The following is a 15,391-nucleotide window of genomic DNA, read 5'->3' on the forward strand; positions in this document are numbered from 1 at the left end:
GAGCACCGCTACCTGGACGTGCGCGCCGACAGTCTGGAGCACGCGCTGCAGCTGGCTACCGAGGCGCGTGATCAGCGCAGGCCGCTGTCCATCGGCTTGCTGGGCAACGCGGCGGAGCTGCTGCCGCGGATGCTGGCCGAGGGTGCGCCGATCGACATCGTCACCGACCAGACCTCGGCGCATGACCCGCTGGCGTATCTGCCGGTGGGCGTGGACTTCGATGAGATGCAGTCGTACGCGGCGAAGGACCCGGCCGGGTTCACCACCCGCGCCCGCGAGTCGATGGCCAAGCATGTCGAGGCGATGGTCGGCTTCATGGACGCGGGCGCGGAGGTTTTCGACTACGGCAACTCCATCCGCGGCGAGGCCCACCTCGCCGGGTATGACCGGGCGTTCGCCTTCCCCGGCTTCGTCCCGGCCTACATCCGCCCGCTGTTCTGTGAGGGCAAGGGCCCCTTCCGCTGGGCCGCCCTGTCGGGTGAGGCCTCGGACATCCACAAGACCGACAAGGCGATCCTGGACCTGTTCCCGGAGAACGAGTCGCTGCACCGCTGGATCAAGATGGCGGGCGAGCGCGTCCACTTCCAGGGCCTGCCGGCGCGGATCTGCTGGCTGGGCTACGGCGAGCGCGACAAGGCGGGTGAGCGCTTCAACGACATGGTCGCCTCCGGGGAACTCCAGGCGCCGCTGGCCATTGGCCGGGATCACCTCGACTGCGGCTCGGTGGCCTCCCCCTACCGCGAGACCGAGGCGATGCTGGACGGCTCGGACGCGATCGCGGACTGGCCGCTGCTGAACGCCATGGTGAATGTGGCCTCCGGCGCGTCCTGGGTCTCCTTGCACCACGGTGGCGGGGTCGGCATGGGCCGCTCCATCCACGCGGGTCAGGTCTCGGTGGCCGACGGCACGAAGCTGGCGGGCGAGAAGGTGCGGCGCGTGCTGACCAACGACCCCGGCATGGGCGTCATCCGGCACGTGGACGCCGGATATGACATCGCCGAATCCGTCGCCGCCGAGCGCGGCGTCCGCGTCCCCATGCGCGAAGGCGGCGAGAAGTGAGTACTTCGTTCCACGAGATGTGGCGGGACCTGCTGCCCCTCGGCCGTGACGCCGAGAGCGGTGGTTACCGCCGCTACGCCTGGACCGGCGCGGACGCCGACTGCCGGGCCTGGTTCCGGGGGCAGGCGGAGGCCCGCGGCCTGGCGTACGAGGTCGACCGGAACGGCAACCAGTGGGCCTGGCTCGGCGACCCGGCCGCCGGGGACGCCGTCGTCACCGGGTCGCACCTGGACTCCGTACCGGACGGCGGCGCCTTCGACGGCCCGCTGGGCGTGGTGTCCTCGTTCGCCGCGCTGGACGAACTCCGCGGGAGGGGAGCGGAGTTCGCGCGGCCGCTGGCGATCACCAACTTCGGTGACGAGGAGGGCGCCCGGTTCGGGCTGGCCTGTGTCGGGTCGCGGCTCGCCGCCGGGCAGCTGACGGTGGACAAGGCGCACCGGCTGACGGACGCCGACGGCGTCACGCTCCCGCAGGCCATGGAGCGTGCCGGATACGACCCGGAGGCCATCGGCGCCGACGACGAGCGTCTTGCCCGCATCGGCGCGTTCGTCGAACTGCACGTCGAGCAGGGCCGGGCGCTGGACCTTTCCGGCGACCCGGTGGGTGTCGCGTCCGCGATCTGGCCGCACGGCCGCTGGCGGTTCGACTTCCGGGGCGAGGCCAACCACGCCGGTACGACGCGCCTCGAAGACCGCCGGGACCCGATGCTCACGTACGCGCAGACCGTGCTCGCCGCGCGCGAGTACGCCGCGCGGCACGGCGCGCTGGCCACCTTCGGGAAGGTCGGCGTCGAGCCGAACGGCGTCAACGCCATCCCGTCCCTCGTCCGCGGCTGGCTGGACTCGCGCGCCGCCGACCAGGAGACGCTGGACGCGGTGGTCGGCGGGATCGAGCGGGCCGCGGCCGAGCGGGGCCGGGGCGACGGGGTGGACGTCAGCGTCACCCGGGAGTCCTTCACGCCGGTCGTGGAGTTCGCGCACGACCTGCGGGACCGGCTCGCGAAGACGCTCGGCGGCGTGCCCGTGCTGCCGACGGGCGCGGGACACGACGCGGGTATTTTGTCCGCCACTGTCCCGACCGCCATGCTGTTCGTACGCAACCCCACCGGCGTCTCGCACTCGCCCGCCGAGCACGCGGCGGAGGACGACTGCGTCGCGGGGGTCCGCGCACTCGCCGACGTACTGGAGGGTTTGGCGTGCAGCTGACGCCGACGACGTACTGGCTGGAGCACGCCTGGCTCGGCTCTCATGTCGAGCCGGGGGTGGTCGTGACCGTGTCCATCAGCGGCTCCGCCGCGGGCGGGGACGGGCGGATCACCGCCGTCCGCACCGGCGTCGAGGCCCCGCCGCCCGGCGCCGAAATACTGCGCGGGCTGACGCTCCCGGGCCTGGCCAACGCGCACTCGCACGCCTTCCACCGCGCGCTGCGCGGCACCGTGCAGGTGGGCAGCGGCACGTTCTGGACCTGGCGCGAGGTGATGTACACGACCGCCGCGCAGCTCACACCCGACAGCTACCACGCGCTGGCCCGCGCCGTGTACGCGGAGATGGCGCTGGCCGGGATCACCTGCGTCGGGGAGTTCCACTACCTGCACCACGCGCCCGGCGGCGGCCGCTACGCCGACCCGAACGCGATGGGCGAGGCGCTGATCGCGGCCGCCGGTGAGGCCGGCATCCGCATCACGCTGCTGGACACCGCGTACCTCTCGTCCGGTTTCGGCGAGCCGCCCAACCGGCAGCAGCTGCGCTTCAGCGACGGCGACGCGCAGGGCTGGGCCGAGCGCGCCGGGCAGCTCAAGGAGGGCCGCGCGCACGCCCGTATCGGCGCCGCCGTGCACTCCGTGCGGGCCGTGCCCGCAGGGCAGCTGGCCACCGTCGCGCAGTGGGCGGCGGACCGGGAGGCGCCGCTGCACGTCCACCTCTCCGAGCAGACCGCCGAGAACGACGCCTGCCGGGCGGCGCACGGCTGCACGCCGACCCGGCTGCTCGCCGACCACGGCGTGCTCGGGCCGCGTACGACGGCCGTGCACGCCACCCACCTCACCGACGACGACATCCGGCTGCTCGGCGGCTCGGGCACCGGCGTGTGCATGTGCCCCACCACCGAGCGGGACCTCGCCGACGGCATCGGCCCGGCCGCCACCGTGCAGGAAGCGGGCTCCCCGCTCTCGCTCGGCAGCGACAGCCACGCCGTCATCGACCTGTTCGAGGAGGCGCGGGCGATGGAGCTGGACGAGCGGCTGCGCACCCGTACGCGGGGCCACTGGACCGCCGCCGCGCTGCTGCGCGCCGCGTCCGCCGACGGCCACCGGTCGCTCGGCTGGCACGACGCGGGCGCGCTGCGCACCGGCGCGCTCGCCGACTTCACCACGATCGCCCTGGACAGCGTCCGTACGGCGGGGCCGCTGCCCCGGCTGGGCGCCGAGACGGCCGTCTTCGCCGCCACCAACGCCGACGTCCGGCACACCGTCGTCGGCGGCCGCCAGGTCGTACGCGACGGCGCGCACACCCTCGTCCCCGACGTCCCCGCAGCGCTGGCCGCGGCCATCGACGACCTGCGCGCCTGACCACGCGGGCCCCGTGTCCCCGCCCCCGGGGGTACGGGGCCCGCGCATGTAACGGAGCACCGCCCGCGGGAGCTCCGCCGCGTACAGGAGCACCCACCTCCGAGAGGAACCGCAACCGACCATGTCCACCGCCATCACGCACATCGGCAGTCTGGTCACCAACGACCCGTCGCTCGGCGCGGGCCCGATCGGCCTGATCGAGGACGCCGCCGTCGTCATCGAGGGCGACCGGGTCGCCTGGGTGGGGCCCAGCGGCCGCGCGCCGGCCGCCGACACCGTCCACGACGCGGGCGGCAGGGCCGCCATCCCCGGCTTCGTCGACTCCCACTCCCACCTGGTCTTCGGCGGCGACCGCACGCAGGAGTTCAACGCCCGGATGTCGGGGCGCGCGTACTCGGCCGGCGGCATCCGTACGACCGTCGCCGCGACCCGGGCCGCCACCGACGACGAGCTCTCCGCCAACGTCGCGCACTACATGGCGGAGGCGCTGCGCCAGGGCACCACCACCTTCGAGACCAAGTCCGGTTACGGCCTCACGGTCGAGGACGAGGCCCGCGCCCTGCGCATCGCCGCCGCGCACACCGACGAGGTCACCTACCTCGGCGCGCACATCGTGTCCCCGGACTTCGCCGAGGACCCGGCCGCCTACGTGGACCTCGTCACCGGCCCGATGCTGGACGCCTGCGCCCCGCACGCCCGCTGGATCGACGTCTTCTGCGAGAAGGGCGCCTTCGACGGCGACCAGGCCCGCGCGATCCTCACGGCGGGCAAGGAGCGCGGCCTGCTGCCCCGCATCCACGCCAACCAGCTCTCCTACGGGCCCGGCGTGCAGCTGGGCGTCGAGCTGGACGCGGCCTCCGCCGACCACTGCACGCACCTGACGGACGCCGACGTGGACGCGCTGGCCCAGGGCAACACGGTCGCGACGCTGCTCCCGGGCGCGGAGTTCTCCACCCGCGCCGAGTGGCCCGACGCACGCCGGCTGCTCGACGCGGGCGCCACCGTGGCGCTCTCCACGGACTGCAACCCGGGCTCGTCCTTCACGTCCTCGATGCCGTTCTGCATCGCGCTCGCCGTCCGCGACATGAAGATGACCCCCGACGAGGCGATCTGGTCCGCGACGGCGGGCGGCGCGCGGGCCCTGCGCCGGACCGACGTCGGCCGCATCACGCCGGGCTCCCGGGCCGACCTGGCCCTCCTCGACGCGCCGTCCCACGTCCACCTCGCGTACCGCCCGGGCGTGCCCCTGGTCACAGAGGTGTGGCGAGCGGGCGTACGCGCCGTCTGAGCGTCCTGGGAGTGCCGGCAGGCGGAAAACCCTCAGGGGGCCGCTGAACGGCCCGGAAAAGCGAAAGGGGGCCCGCCCCGAGGTACTCGGGGCCGGCCCTCCTCCGCGCGGTCAGCCGTACGGGACGCCGTGACCGCGGCGGCTCACTCCTCGATCATCAGGCCCTTGCGGAGCCGGACCAAGGTGCGGGACAGCAGGCGGGAGACGTGCATCTGCGAGATGCCCAGCTCCTCGCCGATCTCCGACTGCGTCATGTTCGCGACGAAGCGGAGGGAAAGAATCTTGCGGTCGCGCGGCGGGAGCTCTGCGATCAGCGGCTTCAGGGACTCGACGTACTCGATGCCTTCGAGTCCGTGGTCCTCGTAGCCGATGCGGTCCGCCAGCGCACCTTCGGTGTCGTCCTCTTCCGGCTGGGCGTCCAGCGAGCTCGCGGTGTACGCGTTGCTCGCGGCCATCCCCTCGACGACCTCGTCCTTGGTGATGGACAGGCGCGCGGCCAGCTCGCTCACGGTGGGTGCGCGGTCGAGCTTCTGCGCCAGCTCGTCACCGGCCTTGGCCAGGTCCAGGCGCAGCTCCTGAAGGCGCCGCGGGACCCGTACCGACCAGCTCGTGTCGCGGAAGAAACGCTTGATCTCGCCGACGATGGTCGGCATGGCGAAGGTGGGGAACTCTACGCCGCGGTCCAGTTCGAAGCGGTCGATCGCCTTGATCAGGCCGATGGTGCCGACCTGGACGATGTCCTCCATCGGCTCGCTGCGCGAGCGGAACCGGGAGGCCGCGAACTTCACCAGGGCGAGGTTGAGCTCTACCAGGGTGTTGCGGACGTATGCGTACTCGTGCGTGCCCTCTTCCAGCGTCTCCAGGCGCCCGAAGAGCGTCTTGGAGAGCGCCCGCGCGTCCACCGGTCCGACCTCGTCGTACGGCGGAATCTCGGGCAGGCCGTCGATCTCCGGCATCCCGGGGAATTCGGTCGCATCGATCGGCAGGGCTTGGGCAGGGATCTGTTCGGACAGGGATGTCGACGACGCGTTGTCCGTGGTCTGGTCGGTGCGCACTTCGTCGAGCCGGGGTGACATGGTGTCCTCCATCGTTCTCGGCATATGGCTGCCGATGCCTGTGCGTGAAGCTGCGGTCTGCGGCGCCTCCAAAGCCGGCCGAGTCGAATGTGTTCCTTATACGCCTACCCGGGTTCACCTGAAGATGGCAAGTGCGTGTTGTCCGTATTTGTGTTAGTACGCCTGGTGTTTGGGTACCAGCCCGCGTGTCAAAGGCGTAGGCTTCGACGTGCGCAGTCGTAAGCAAATCCAGACGCCGAGACAGCAAGAGGGGTGCGCGCGCATGGACCGTGGGACGGTCGGCAGTGCAAGCCGGGGACGGCTCCACGTCGGGGTCCGCCATCACGGCGCCAGTGCGGTCGTCGCCGCGGCGGGTGAGTTGGATCACCACACCGCGGAGTTGTTGCGCGAGTCACTCGACAGTTGTGCGGACGATGGCTATGTGCGACTGATCGTGGACTGTTCGCAACTGGAGTTCATGGATTCCACGGGGCTGAACGTCCTGCTGGGGGCCCGGCTGAAGGTGGAGGCCGAAGGCGGCGGGGTGCACCTGGCGGCGATGCAGCCGGTGGTGGCCCGGGTCTTCGAGATCACCGGCGCCGACGCGGTCTTCACGGTGCACGACACGGTCGACGCGGCACTGGCCGCCGGCTGAGCCGGATGCACAGGGGGCGGCAGTGGCGGAGGAGCTCCGGAAGGCCCCCTTCCGGTGACGTTTTCCGATCACGTCGGCTCCATCACAACTTCCGTCCCCAAGAAGTGGGTGTTCTCACGGCCCGTCCGGGCAGGAGACATCTGAATCTTCTTGAACCCGTCAGGTATCCGTAATCCGTGAAAAGGCGAATCGGTGAGGTGAAGCGCTGATGAGCACCACCCGGCCGTACCCGCCGGGCGATCTGGGCCCGGACCCGGGGAACGCCGGCGCCGCCGCCGTCTCCCCGGCCCTCGCCCCGGCCGGTCAGGTCCGCAGGCTGCGTCTCGCGGGCGCCCGTGGCGCTGTCGCCCGTGGCCGTGACTTCGCCCGGCAGGCGCTGCACGACTGGGGCTGGCTGCCGGCCGCGGGCGCCGATCAGCGCGCCGCCGCCGAGGACGTCCTGCTCGTCGTCTCCGAGCTGGTCACCAACGCCTGCCTGCATGCCGAGGGCCCGGAGGAGCTGCGGCTGCGCTGCAACGCCAAGGTGCTGCGCCTGGAGGTCACCGACCTGGGGACCGGCTCGCCCGCACCCCGCACCCCGCACCGCGCCGGCCGCCCCGGCGGCCACGGCATGTTCATCGTGCAGCGGCTCTGCCTGGACTGGGGAGTCGTCCGCAACGCCGACGGTGCCGGCAAGACGGTGTGGGCGGAGCTCGCCGCACCCTCGTAGGAGGGTGGGCGGTGTGCCGGAGCCGGGCCGCCGCCTTCCCGTACCGCCCGTGCCGCCCCGAGGGGCGGCTTTCCTTGTGTGCTCTCTCTTCCCTCTCCGAGGCCCCCGGCGTACCTTGACGCCCAATCTGATGTGCCGTCAGTAACTTCCGGCGGTGCGCTCACCGGGAGAAGGGGAGATCGAGGTGGCCCGCTTCAACGCCCAGCGCAGCCGGCGCCGCACGAGCCCGGCAGGACCGGCGGCGGCCGTGCTGCTCACGGCGGCGGCGTCGGTGCTCTTCGCGGCCCCCGCCGCGCACGCCGAGGTCGTCGACGTCGACTACCAGTGCAAGACGCCGATCGGGAACAAGGGCGCCGTCTCGCCCATCGACATCAAGTCCACCAAGTCCGGCGACGGCTACAAGCTCCTGATGTCCTTCCAGAAGGGCGTCTCCTCCAGCCCCGTCGAGCTGGGCAAGGGCGCGATGAAACCGAGCGCGCTGATCAAGCTGGGCGGCGCCGAGACCGGTGACGTACCGGTGAGCGGTCCGCCCAACGACAAGGCGATCCCCGCCAACACCCCCATCAAGATCAGCGATCTGAGCGGTACGTACACGCCCAAGAAGAGCGGCAAGGTCACCTTCACGGCCTCCACGCTCACCATCAAGGCGCTCGGCACGACCACGACCTGCACGCCCGGCAACGACCCGAAGCCCGCTCTCTCCCTGGACGTCAAAGGCACCGGCGGCAGCGGCGGACCGGCGGCGCCGGGCGGCGAACTGCCGCAGACCGGGCCCGCCGACGACGCCATCGCGCTGGGCACGCTCGGCGGCACGGTGCTGCTCGCCGGGGCCGCCGGCACGCTCTGGCTGACCCGCCGCCGGCAGCAGCGGGCCTGAGCCGCGGGCGCCGCACGAGGACGAGCCCGTACGAGCTCCGGGAGCCGCCGATGCCCTGCCGTATCCGTGCCGTGGCCGCGGGCGCGGCCGCGCTGACCGCCGCCACGCTGCCGTGCGCACCACCGTCCGCCGCGACGACGGGCGGCTGGCGCGCGGCGCCCGCGGGAGCGCACGCGCGCCCGTACTTCTACCTGGAGGGTGACCCCGGCAGCGTCCTGTCCGACCGGCTCGCGCTCACCAACCCCACGGATGACACGCGGACGTTCACGGTGCGCGGCACGACGGCGACCGGGCGGTCGTCCCGCGCTACCGGAACCGCCGCACAAGGCCCGGGCTCCGGCGCCTGGATCGTCACCGCGGCGAAGACCGTAAAGGTGCCACCGCGCACCCGCGCCGAAGTGCCCTTCACGGTCACCGTGCCGCGCGGCACCGCACCGGGGGACCACCCGGCCGCGCTCTCCGTACGCGCCGCGGGTCCGGGCGGGCGCACCGCGGCCGTACCGGTCCACCTGCGGGTCACCGGCCCGACGCTGGCCGCCCTCACCGTCGAGAACGTGTCCGTCGCGGACCGCGGCGGCGCGGCCGTCATCCGGTACGACCTGGTCAACCGCGGCAACACGACGCTGCACCCGCGGGTCGCGGTGCGCGCCGACGGCCTGCTCGGCAGCGCCCTGCGCCGCCCGGCGCACCGGCTGCCCGCCGAACTGCCGCCCGGCCGCCGGACCACCCGTACCGAGACCTGGCCGGACCCGCCCGCGCTGGACTCCGTGGACCTGACCGTCACGGCCACCGCGGCGGGCGGCGCGCACGGCACGGCCCGCGCCACGTACACGGCGGTGCCGTGGGGCACGGTCGGGCTGGTGTGCGCCGGGGGCGGCGCGGTAGTGGGGGGTTGGTTCCTGCGGCGGCGGCGCCGGGTGGGAGTGGGCGGGAACGGCGACTTGCCGGGCCAAGAGGGCGGTAAGGAAAGGGAGTTGACGGCGGGGGTGACGGCGTGAGCGGAGTACGTACGGACGGCCGGCGGCGGATCGCGCTCTTGACGGCGGCCGTTGCCGCGTTGGCCCTCGCCCTTGTCGCCCTTCCCCCGGCCGGGACGGCCCGCGCCGCAGACGGCAACGGCCGTCCCGCCGTCGAGCTGTCCCAGCGGCAGGCGGGCAAGGGCGGCTCGATCGCCGTCACCGGTACGGGCTGGCGGCCGAAGGCGCTGCTCACCCTGCTGATCTGCGGCCAGAACATGATCGGCGGCACCAACGCCTGCGCCAACGCCGACGGGCGCGCCGTCACCACCGGCAAGGACGGCCGCTTCCGCACCGAACTGCCGGTCGCCGAGCCGCCGAAGCCGTGCCCGTGCGTCGTGCACGTCGCCACCGTGACCGGCCGGGCCGCGGCGGCGGACGCCCCGTTCACCGTCGCCGGGCACCCGGTGGCCCCGCTGCCCGAGCGGACCGGCGGTGGCCGGCTGTCCGTACTGGCGCCCGCCCGGCTGCGCGGCAGCTCGGGCCTGCTGACCTGGTTCGGCGCGCCGCCGCAGCGGGAACTGGTGCTCACGGTCGGCAACCTCGGCGCCGAGCCCGCGAAGAACCCGGTCTTCCGGGTCGGCACCCGGCACGGCGTCCTCGCCCCGCAGTGGGAGGACCAGCAGTGGCGGGGCACCCTGGAGGCCGGCAGGAAAGCCCAGGTCACGCTGCCGGTCGAGCTGGCGGCCGGCGCACACGGCGACTACACGGTCGCCGTGCGGTACGGCGGCAAGGTACTGGCCGAGCAGCCGTGGCAGGTCGGCCGGCCGTGGGGCGTGACCCTCTTCTGGATCCTGCTCTGCGTCGTGGTGCCGGCCGCGGTCTTCCGCATCGGCATGGCGATCGTCGACAAGGTACGGCCGCGCGACCGCACCGCCCCGGGCGGGGCGGGGGACGCCGCGCCGGCCGGCCTGCCCTGGTTCACCCCGGACACCGCACCGTCCGTCACCACACCCACCGAGCGACCGACGTCGAAAGGTTCCCTGCGATGAGGCAACGGAGGAGAGCGGCCGCGGCCGGTACGGCGCTGATGCTCGCGGGCGCGGGCCTGCTGGCGGTGTCCGGTACCGCCTCGGCGGCCCCGGTCCCCGACCCGGCGACCACCGTGTCGTACCTGACCGAGTGCATCCCGCCGCCGATCTCCGGCATGGATCCGGTGCAGGGCACCACCAAGGTCGAGATCACCGCGCCGGCCACGGCGAAGGTGGGCGACGAGGTCGAGGTGGTGTGGAAGACGGTCGAGGCCGCTTCCAAGAACCCGGACGTACTGGACCTGGGCAAGGACACGGTCAAGCCGGCCGGCGTGCTCAAGGCGAGCGGTGCGCAGACCGGTGACGTCCCGGTGGGGGGCCCGCGGCAGAACCCGCCGATCCCGAAGAACAGCCCGATGCAGCTGCCCGACATGAAGGGCAAGCTCAAGCTGGAGAAGCCGGGCGAGGTCACGCTGACGCCCGGCAACTACACGATCAACGTCAACAAGCCGATCTCGACGGACACCAAGTGCGCGCCGAAGGGCGAGGTGAAGCCCGCGCTCACGATCAAGGTGACGGACGGCAGCGGGTCGGACTCGGGCGGCGCGTCCTCCGGCGGCTCGTCGTCGACCGGTGGCTCGTCGTCGACCGGTGGTTCGTCCTCGACCGGTGGCTCGTCCGCGTCCGGCGGCTCGTCATCGGGTGGGTCGTCCTCCTCCGGTGGTACCGGTGGCGGCAACGGCGACCCCGACGGCACCGCCTACAAGGGCAAGGAAGTCGAGGTCCCCTACGCCTGCAAGACCCCGATCGGGGACAAGAAGGCCACCTCGCCGGTGCAGATCAACGGCACCAAGAAGGGCGGCGCCTTCGACCTCACCGTCAAGTTCCGCAAGTCCGTGATGGACAGCCCGGCCGACATCCCCAAGGACTCGGTCAAGCCGTCGATGGAGGTGAAGCTGGGCGGCGCGGACAAGGGAACGGTGCACGTCGAGGGCCCGGCCAACAAGGAGCCGATCAAGTCCGGCGACCCCATCGAGATCCCCGACCTCAAGGGCACCTACAAGCCCGGTGCGAGCGGGAAGGCGACGCTCACGCCCGGTGTCCTGACGGTCAAGGCGATGGGGACGACCACTACCTGTACTCCTGAGAAGGACCCGGGCGTCTCACTGGAGCTGGACACCAGCGCCCAGCCGGGCGGCGCGAGCGGCGGCACGTCCTCGGGCGGCGACTCGGGCGGCGCCGCGACCGGCGGTACCGGGGGCAGCGGTGATACCGGGGGCAGCGGCGGTGCCGCGGGCGGCTCGGGCGGGCTCGCCGAGACCGGCGCAGCCGACCACGGCGGCCTCCAGGCGCTCGGCCTGGTCGCCGGCACGGTGATCCTGCTCGGCGGCGCCGTCTTCACCTTCATGCCGCGTCGCTACCTGCGGCGCTGACCGGTCGGGCGGCCGGCGGCCGGTACACGCGTACGTCCTACGCGCGGTCCGCCGGGCGCCCCACCCGCGCCATGAGCCAGGCCAGCACCCGGCGCTCGATCCCGGGCCGGGTGAGGGCCTTCATGCCGTGGCCCGTGCCCGGTACGACCGACACCGTGGCCTGCGGTTCGGCCTTCGCCAGCGCCCGCGAGTGCGCCACCGGCACGAAGTCGTGCGCGAAGTGCAGCAGCAGCATCGGCATACCGGGCCCACCGGGCCGCTCCGGCCCACCGGGCGCCCAGGTCCGCGCGGCCATGTCGTCCCAGACGGCACGACACTTCGCGGCGGCGACGGAGGCCGGCGAAGCCGCGGAGGCCGCCTTCTTCGCCCCCTTCCCCGGATCGCACCCCGCCAGCTTCTGTGCCTCGCGCCGCAGCCGGCGCTGGGCGGCCGAGGCGCCGGAGCGGGCGCCGTCCCGCCAGGCCCGGTACGGGTCGGCCACCGGCGAGAGCGCGATCACCCCGGCCGGCCGCTCGGCCGTGCCGGCGGTGTACTCCGCGGTGTTCGCCGCGATCTGGCCGCCCGCCGATGAGCCGAGCAGCACGACCCGCTGCGGATCGGCCCGGAAGCGGACCGACTGCGCGCGGATCCAGCGCAGCGCGGCGAGCGCGTCGGTGCGCTGCGCGTGCCAGTGCGCGTCGGTGTTGAGCCGGTAGTCCACGTCGAAGACGACGAACCCGCGGGCCGCCAGCTTCCGGGCCCAGCCGCTCCAGTCGGAGTCCTGCGCCCAGTACCCGCCGTGCAGGATCATCACCGCCGGCCGGATGTCCGTGCCGGCGGTGCGGTAGGCGCCGATGGTCTGCCGCTTCTGGGTGCCGTAGGAGTACGTCCCCTTGAACGCGGCGTCCGGCGCCGCGGCCGCCCGGCCCCCCTGCGGAACCGCCAGACACACGGCGGCCAGCACCCCGCACAGCCCCGTCCACACACTCCCTCGCCACACACTCCGATCGTTACCGCGGCCCGCCGCCGCCCTCCCGGCCGTCCGCGCACCCCACTCGAACGGCCGCGCACGCGAAGGGCCCCGGCGCGCCGTGGCGCCGGGGCCCTTCGTCCGCTCGTGACAGCGGGTCCGTCAGTGGACCTCGCCCATGAGGCCGCGGACCTTCTTGCGGTACATGTAGATCGCGAAGCCCGCGAGGACCGCGAGGACCGCCTCGACCAGGACCGCGCGCGAGCCGCTCATGTCGACGCCGCCGATGGACAGCAGGCTGGTGACCGAGTCGCCCGCGGTGTTCGCGAGGAACCAGATGCCCATCATCTGGCTGGCGTACTTCAGCGGCGCCATCTTCGTGGTCAGCGACAGGCCGACGGGGGAGAGGCACAGCTCGCCGACGGTCTGGATGAGGTAGATGCCCAGCAGCCACATCGGGCTGACCAGCGTGCCGCTCGCCGACATGGCCAGCGGGATCAGGAAGAAGAAGAACGAGACACCGATGAAGAGCAGACCGGTGACGAACTTCAGGATCGTGCTGGGCTCCTTGCCCTTGCGGTTCAGCCACAGCCAGAACCAGGCGAAGACCGGGGCCAGCGCCATGATGAAGACCGGGTTCAGCGACTGGTACCAGGTGGACGGGAAGGAGATGCCCAGCAGCTGACCGGACGCCTTGGTCGTGCCGAACGCCTGGACTGTGGAACCGCCCTGGTCGTAGATCATCCAGAAGGCGGCGGCGGCGACGAAGAACCAGATGTACGCCGAGACCTTGCTCTGGTCGTCCCGGGAGAGCTCCTTGTCCCGCTTGATGCGGAAGAGCACGGCGGCCGGGATGATGATGCCCAGCACGGTCAGCGGGATCATCGCCCAGTTCAGGGTGAAGTGACCGGTGAAGGTGACCACGCCGTAGAAGACCGCGGCGATGATGAGCCAGGTCAGGCCCTTGCGCAGCCAGGAGTTGCGCTCCTCGACGGTCAGCGGGGTCGGGACCTTGTTGCTCTCCGGGCTCAGGTGCTTGGTGCCCCAGAGGAACTGGATCAGACCGATGCCCATGCCGACGGCGGCGAGGCCGAAGCCCAGGTGCCAGCTGTGCTTCTCACCGACGGTGCCGATGATCAGCGGCGCGAGGAAGGCACCGAGGTTGATGCCCATGTAGAAGATCGTGAAGCCGCCGTCACGCCGCGGGTCGTTCGGCCCGTCGTAGAGGTGACCGACCATGGTGGAGATGTTGGCCTTCAGCAGGCCGGAGCCGATCGCCACCAGCGCCAGACCGGCGAAGAAGAAGCCCTGGCCCGGACCGGCCAGCGAGAGGTGGCCCAGCATGATGACGACGGCCGCGACGGCCACGGTCTTACGAGGTCCCCAGAGCCGGTCGGCGAGCCAGCCGCCGGGCATGGCGAGGAGGTAGACCATCGCCATGTAGATGGAGTAGATGGCCGTGGTGGTCGCGGCATTGAAACCCAGACCGCCCTCGGCGATGCCCTTGCCGTCCGGGCCGCCGGACAGCAGGTAGATCGTCAGCAGGGCCCGCATGCCGTAGAAGCTGAAACGCTCCCACATCTCGGTCATGAAGAGGGTGGCCAGTCCGCGGGGGTGGCCGAAAAAGGTCTTGCCGCCGGCAGGGGTTCCCTGCCCAGGGGAATCCTTCGTCAGGCTGGACGCCATGGTCGATCCTTGAGTGATCGGGACGCGCGGGTGGGGCCGCGCGCCCGGGTCGGCTGACCGGCACCGGCGCAGTGCCGTCCGCCCACCCACGCCCGGTAGGAGGGTGCGACACCACTGTGGAAAGAGGAATCGACAGGACGGCCGTACACCGGAATCCACGCCCCCGTTCTACGTGCGATGGACCCGGTCTAGGAGGTCATTTGCCCGCGGGCCCGGTCGTGCCGGCCCCGCACACAACGGGGACCGTGACGGCATATATGCGTCAAGGTCCCGGGTTGTACGACGGACGTTCCAGCCACTGTACGACGCGCGTAGCTGAGGTTGGGCTGAGTGAGACAACGGTCACACCCGGCGTGGGGAACCGCGCGGTGCGCCCACCGCCGTCGCCCGGGACCCCCGGAGGGGCATCGTGGCCGTGACCTGTCGGACTACCATCGGGCCATGACCCGTGTACTGCTCGCCGAGGATGACGCGTCCATCTCGGAGCCGCTCGCTCGCGCACTCCGCCGTGAGGGTTACGAAGTCGAGGTGCGTGAGGACGGCCCCACGGCGCTCGACGCCGGTCTGCAGGGCAACATCGACCTGCTCGTGCTCGACCTGGGCCTGCCCGGCATGGACGGCCTGGAGGTCGCCCGCCGGCTGCGCAACGAAGGCCACTCCTTCCCGATCCTGGTCCTCACGGCCCGCGCCGACGAGGTGGACACCGTGGTCGGCCTGGACGCCGGCGCCGACGACTACGTCACCAAGCCCTTCCGGCTGGCGGAACTGCTCGCGCGGGTCCGGGCCCTGCTCCGCCGCGGCACCACCGCCGAGCCCCAGCAGCCGCCGGCCACCCACGGCGTCCGGATCGACGTCGAATCGCACCGCGCGTGGATGGGGGAGGAGGAACTCCAGCTCACGGCCAAGGAGTTCGACCTGCTGCGGGTGCTGGTCCGGGACGCCGGCCGGGTGGTGACCCGCGATCAGCTGATGCGCGAGGTCTGGGACACCACGTGGTGGTCCTCGACGAAGACGCTCGACATGCACATCTCCTGGCTGCGGAAGAAGCTGGGCGACGACGCGGCCAATCCGCGGTACATCGCCACCGTGCGCGGAGTGGGCTTCCGCTTCGAGAAGAGCTGAAGCTC

14 protein-coding genes are annotated in these 15,391 nt (G+C 72.4%); 11 read left to right on the forward strand and 3 right to left on the reverse strand.

Translation table 11 applies throughout. From position 1 onward, the window contains the following. The 4 genes from hutU to hutI all read left to right on the forward strand — a co-directional run. The coding region (gene hutU / locus ACZ4MH_RS31760; RefSeq protein ID WP_351596913.1) for a urocanate hydratase at window positions 1-1,059 on the forward strand (1,059 nt) is incomplete at its 5' end. A 17-nt stretch (window positions 1,060-1,076) separates the two neighbouring features. Further along, complete coding sequence (locus ACZ4MH_RS31765; protein ID WP_351596924.1) at window positions 1,077-2,264, forward strand: allantoate amidohydrolase; 1,188 nt, start codon at window positions 1,077-1,079, stop codon at window positions 2,262-2,264. Further along, on the forward strand, window positions 2,261-3,625 hold the full coding sequence (locus ACZ4MH_RS31770) for a formimidoylglutamate deiminase (protein WP_351596921.1): 1,365 nt from the start codon (window positions 2,261-2,263) through the stop codon (window positions 3,623-3,625). The genes ACZ4MH_RS31765 and ACZ4MH_RS31770 overlap by 4 nt, the downstream gene beginning before the upstream one ends. Window positions 3,626-3,746: 121 nt before the next feature. Beyond that, complete coding sequence (gene hutI / locus ACZ4MH_RS31775; protein ID WP_351596910.1) at window positions 3,747-4,913, forward strand: imidazolonepropionase; 1,167 nt, start codon at window positions 3,747-3,749, stop codon at window positions 4,911-4,913. A gap of 143 nt (window positions 4,914-5,056) precedes the next feature. On the opposite strand, the gene ACZ4MH_RS31780 is transcribed toward hutI, so the two are convergent. Continuing rightward, a complete protein-coding gene (locus ACZ4MH_RS31780) occupies window positions 5,057-5,989 on the reverse strand; it encodes an RNA polymerase sigma factor SigF (RefSeq protein WP_351596907.1) in 933 nt (310 codons plus the stop codon). A 262-nt stretch (window positions 5,990-6,251) separates the two neighbouring features. Between ACZ4MH_RS31780 and ACZ4MH_RS31785 the strand changes: the two genes are divergently transcribed. From ACZ4MH_RS31785 to ACZ4MH_RS31810, 6 genes are all read left to right on the forward strand, one after another. Next, window positions 6,252-6,623: an STAS domain-containing protein gene (locus ACZ4MH_RS31785; RefSeq protein WP_351596905.1), complete on the forward strand. Its 372-nt coding sequence runs from the start codon at window positions 6,252-6,254 to the stop codon at window positions 6,621-6,623. Window positions 6,624-6,831: 208 nt separating this feature from the next. Beyond that, entirely contained in the window at window positions 6,832-7,332 is a 501-nt protein-coding gene (locus ACZ4MH_RS31790; RefSeq protein ID WP_351596902.1) for an ATP-binding protein, read from the forward strand. Between the two features lie 184 nt (window positions 7,333-7,516). Continuing rightward, a complete protein-coding gene (locus tag ACZ4MH_RS31795) occupies window positions 7,517-8,209 on the forward strand; it encodes an LPXTG cell wall anchor domain-containing protein (protein ID WP_351596918.1) in 693 nt (230 codons plus the stop codon). Between the two features lie 50 nt (window positions 8,210-8,259). Continuing rightward, window positions 8,260-9,207: a COG1470 family protein gene (locus tag ACZ4MH_RS31800; protein ID WP_351596900.1), complete on the forward strand. Its 948-nt coding sequence runs from the start codon at window positions 8,260-8,262 to the stop codon at window positions 9,205-9,207. Next, a complete protein-coding gene (locus ACZ4MH_RS31805; protein ID WP_351596898.1) occupies window positions 9,204-10,217 on the forward strand; it encodes a hypothetical protein in 1,014 nt (337 codons plus the stop codon). The genes ACZ4MH_RS31800 and ACZ4MH_RS31805 overlap by 4 nt, the downstream gene beginning before the upstream one ends. After that, the gene (locus ACZ4MH_RS31810; RefSeq protein WP_351596895.1) at window positions 10,214-11,629 is read left to right on the forward strand and encodes a hypothetical protein; all 1,416 of its coding nucleotides are present in this window, start codon (window positions 10,214-10,216) and stop codon (window positions 11,627-11,629) included. Before ACZ4MH_RS31805 ends, ACZ4MH_RS31810 begins: the two co-directional genes overlap by 4 nt. 37 nt (window positions 11,630-11,666) lie before the next feature. On the opposite strand, the gene ACZ4MH_RS31815 is transcribed toward ACZ4MH_RS31810, so the two are convergent. Beyond that, window positions 11,667-12,608, reverse strand: a complete 942-nt coding sequence (locus ACZ4MH_RS31815; protein WP_351596892.1) for an alpha/beta hydrolase — start codon at window positions 12,606-12,608, stop codon at window positions 11,667-11,669. A 132-nt stretch (window positions 12,609-12,740) separates the two neighbouring features. After that, on the reverse strand, window positions 12,741-14,264 hold the full coding sequence (locus ACZ4MH_RS31820; protein WP_351596889.1) for a peptide MFS transporter: 1,524 nt from the start codon (window positions 14,262-14,264) through the stop codon (window positions 12,741-12,743). A gap of 441 nt (window positions 14,265-14,705) precedes the next feature. On the opposite strand from ACZ4MH_RS31820, the gene ACZ4MH_RS31825 reads away from it, so the two are divergent. Next, window positions 14,706-15,386, forward strand: coding sequence for a response regulator transcription factor (locus ACZ4MH_RS31825; RefSeq protein ID WP_030265943.1), 681 nt, complete (start codon window positions 14,706-14,708; stop codon window positions 15,384-15,386). The last annotated feature ends 5 nt before the right edge of the window (window positions 15,387-15,391 follow it).

The organism is Streptomyces sp. NPDC026301 (assembly GCF_055567935.1).

Coding starts and splice junctions, on each gene's coding strand:
- ACZ4MH_RS31820 (WP_351596889.1), bottom strand. CDS start 14,264: ATGGCGTCCAGCCTGACGAAGGATTCCCCTGGGCAGGGAACCCCTGCC.
- ACZ4MH_RS31785 (WP_351596905.1), top strand. CDS start 6,252: ATGGACCGTGGGACGGTCGGCAGTGCAAGCCGGGGACGGCTCCACGTC.
- hutI (WP_351596910.1), top strand. CDS start 3,747: ATGTCCACCGCCATCACGCACATCGGCAGTCTGGTCACCAACGACCCG.
- ACZ4MH_RS31780 (WP_351596907.1), bottom strand. CDS start 5,989: ATGTCACCCCGGCTCGACGAAGTGCGCACCGACCAGACCACGGACAAC.
- ACZ4MH_RS31810 (WP_351596895.1), top strand. CDS start 10,214: ATGAGGCAACGGAGGAGAGCGGCCGCGGCCGGTACGGCGCTGATGCTC.
- ACZ4MH_RS31825 (WP_030265943.1), top strand. CDS start 14,706: ATGACCCGTGTACTGCTCGCCGAGGATGACGCGTCCATCTCGGAGCCG.
- ACZ4MH_RS31765 (WP_351596924.1), top strand. CDS start 1,077: ATGTGGCGGGACCTGCTGCCCCTCGGCCGTGACGCCGAGAGCGGTGGT.
- ACZ4MH_RS31790 (WP_351596902.1), top strand. CDS start 6,832: ATGAGCACCACCCGGCCGTACCCGCCGGGCGATCTGGGCCCGGACCCG.
- ACZ4MH_RS31800 (WP_351596900.1), top strand. CDS start 8,260: ATGCCCTGCCGTATCCGTGCCGTGGCCGCGGGCGCGGCCGCGCTGACC.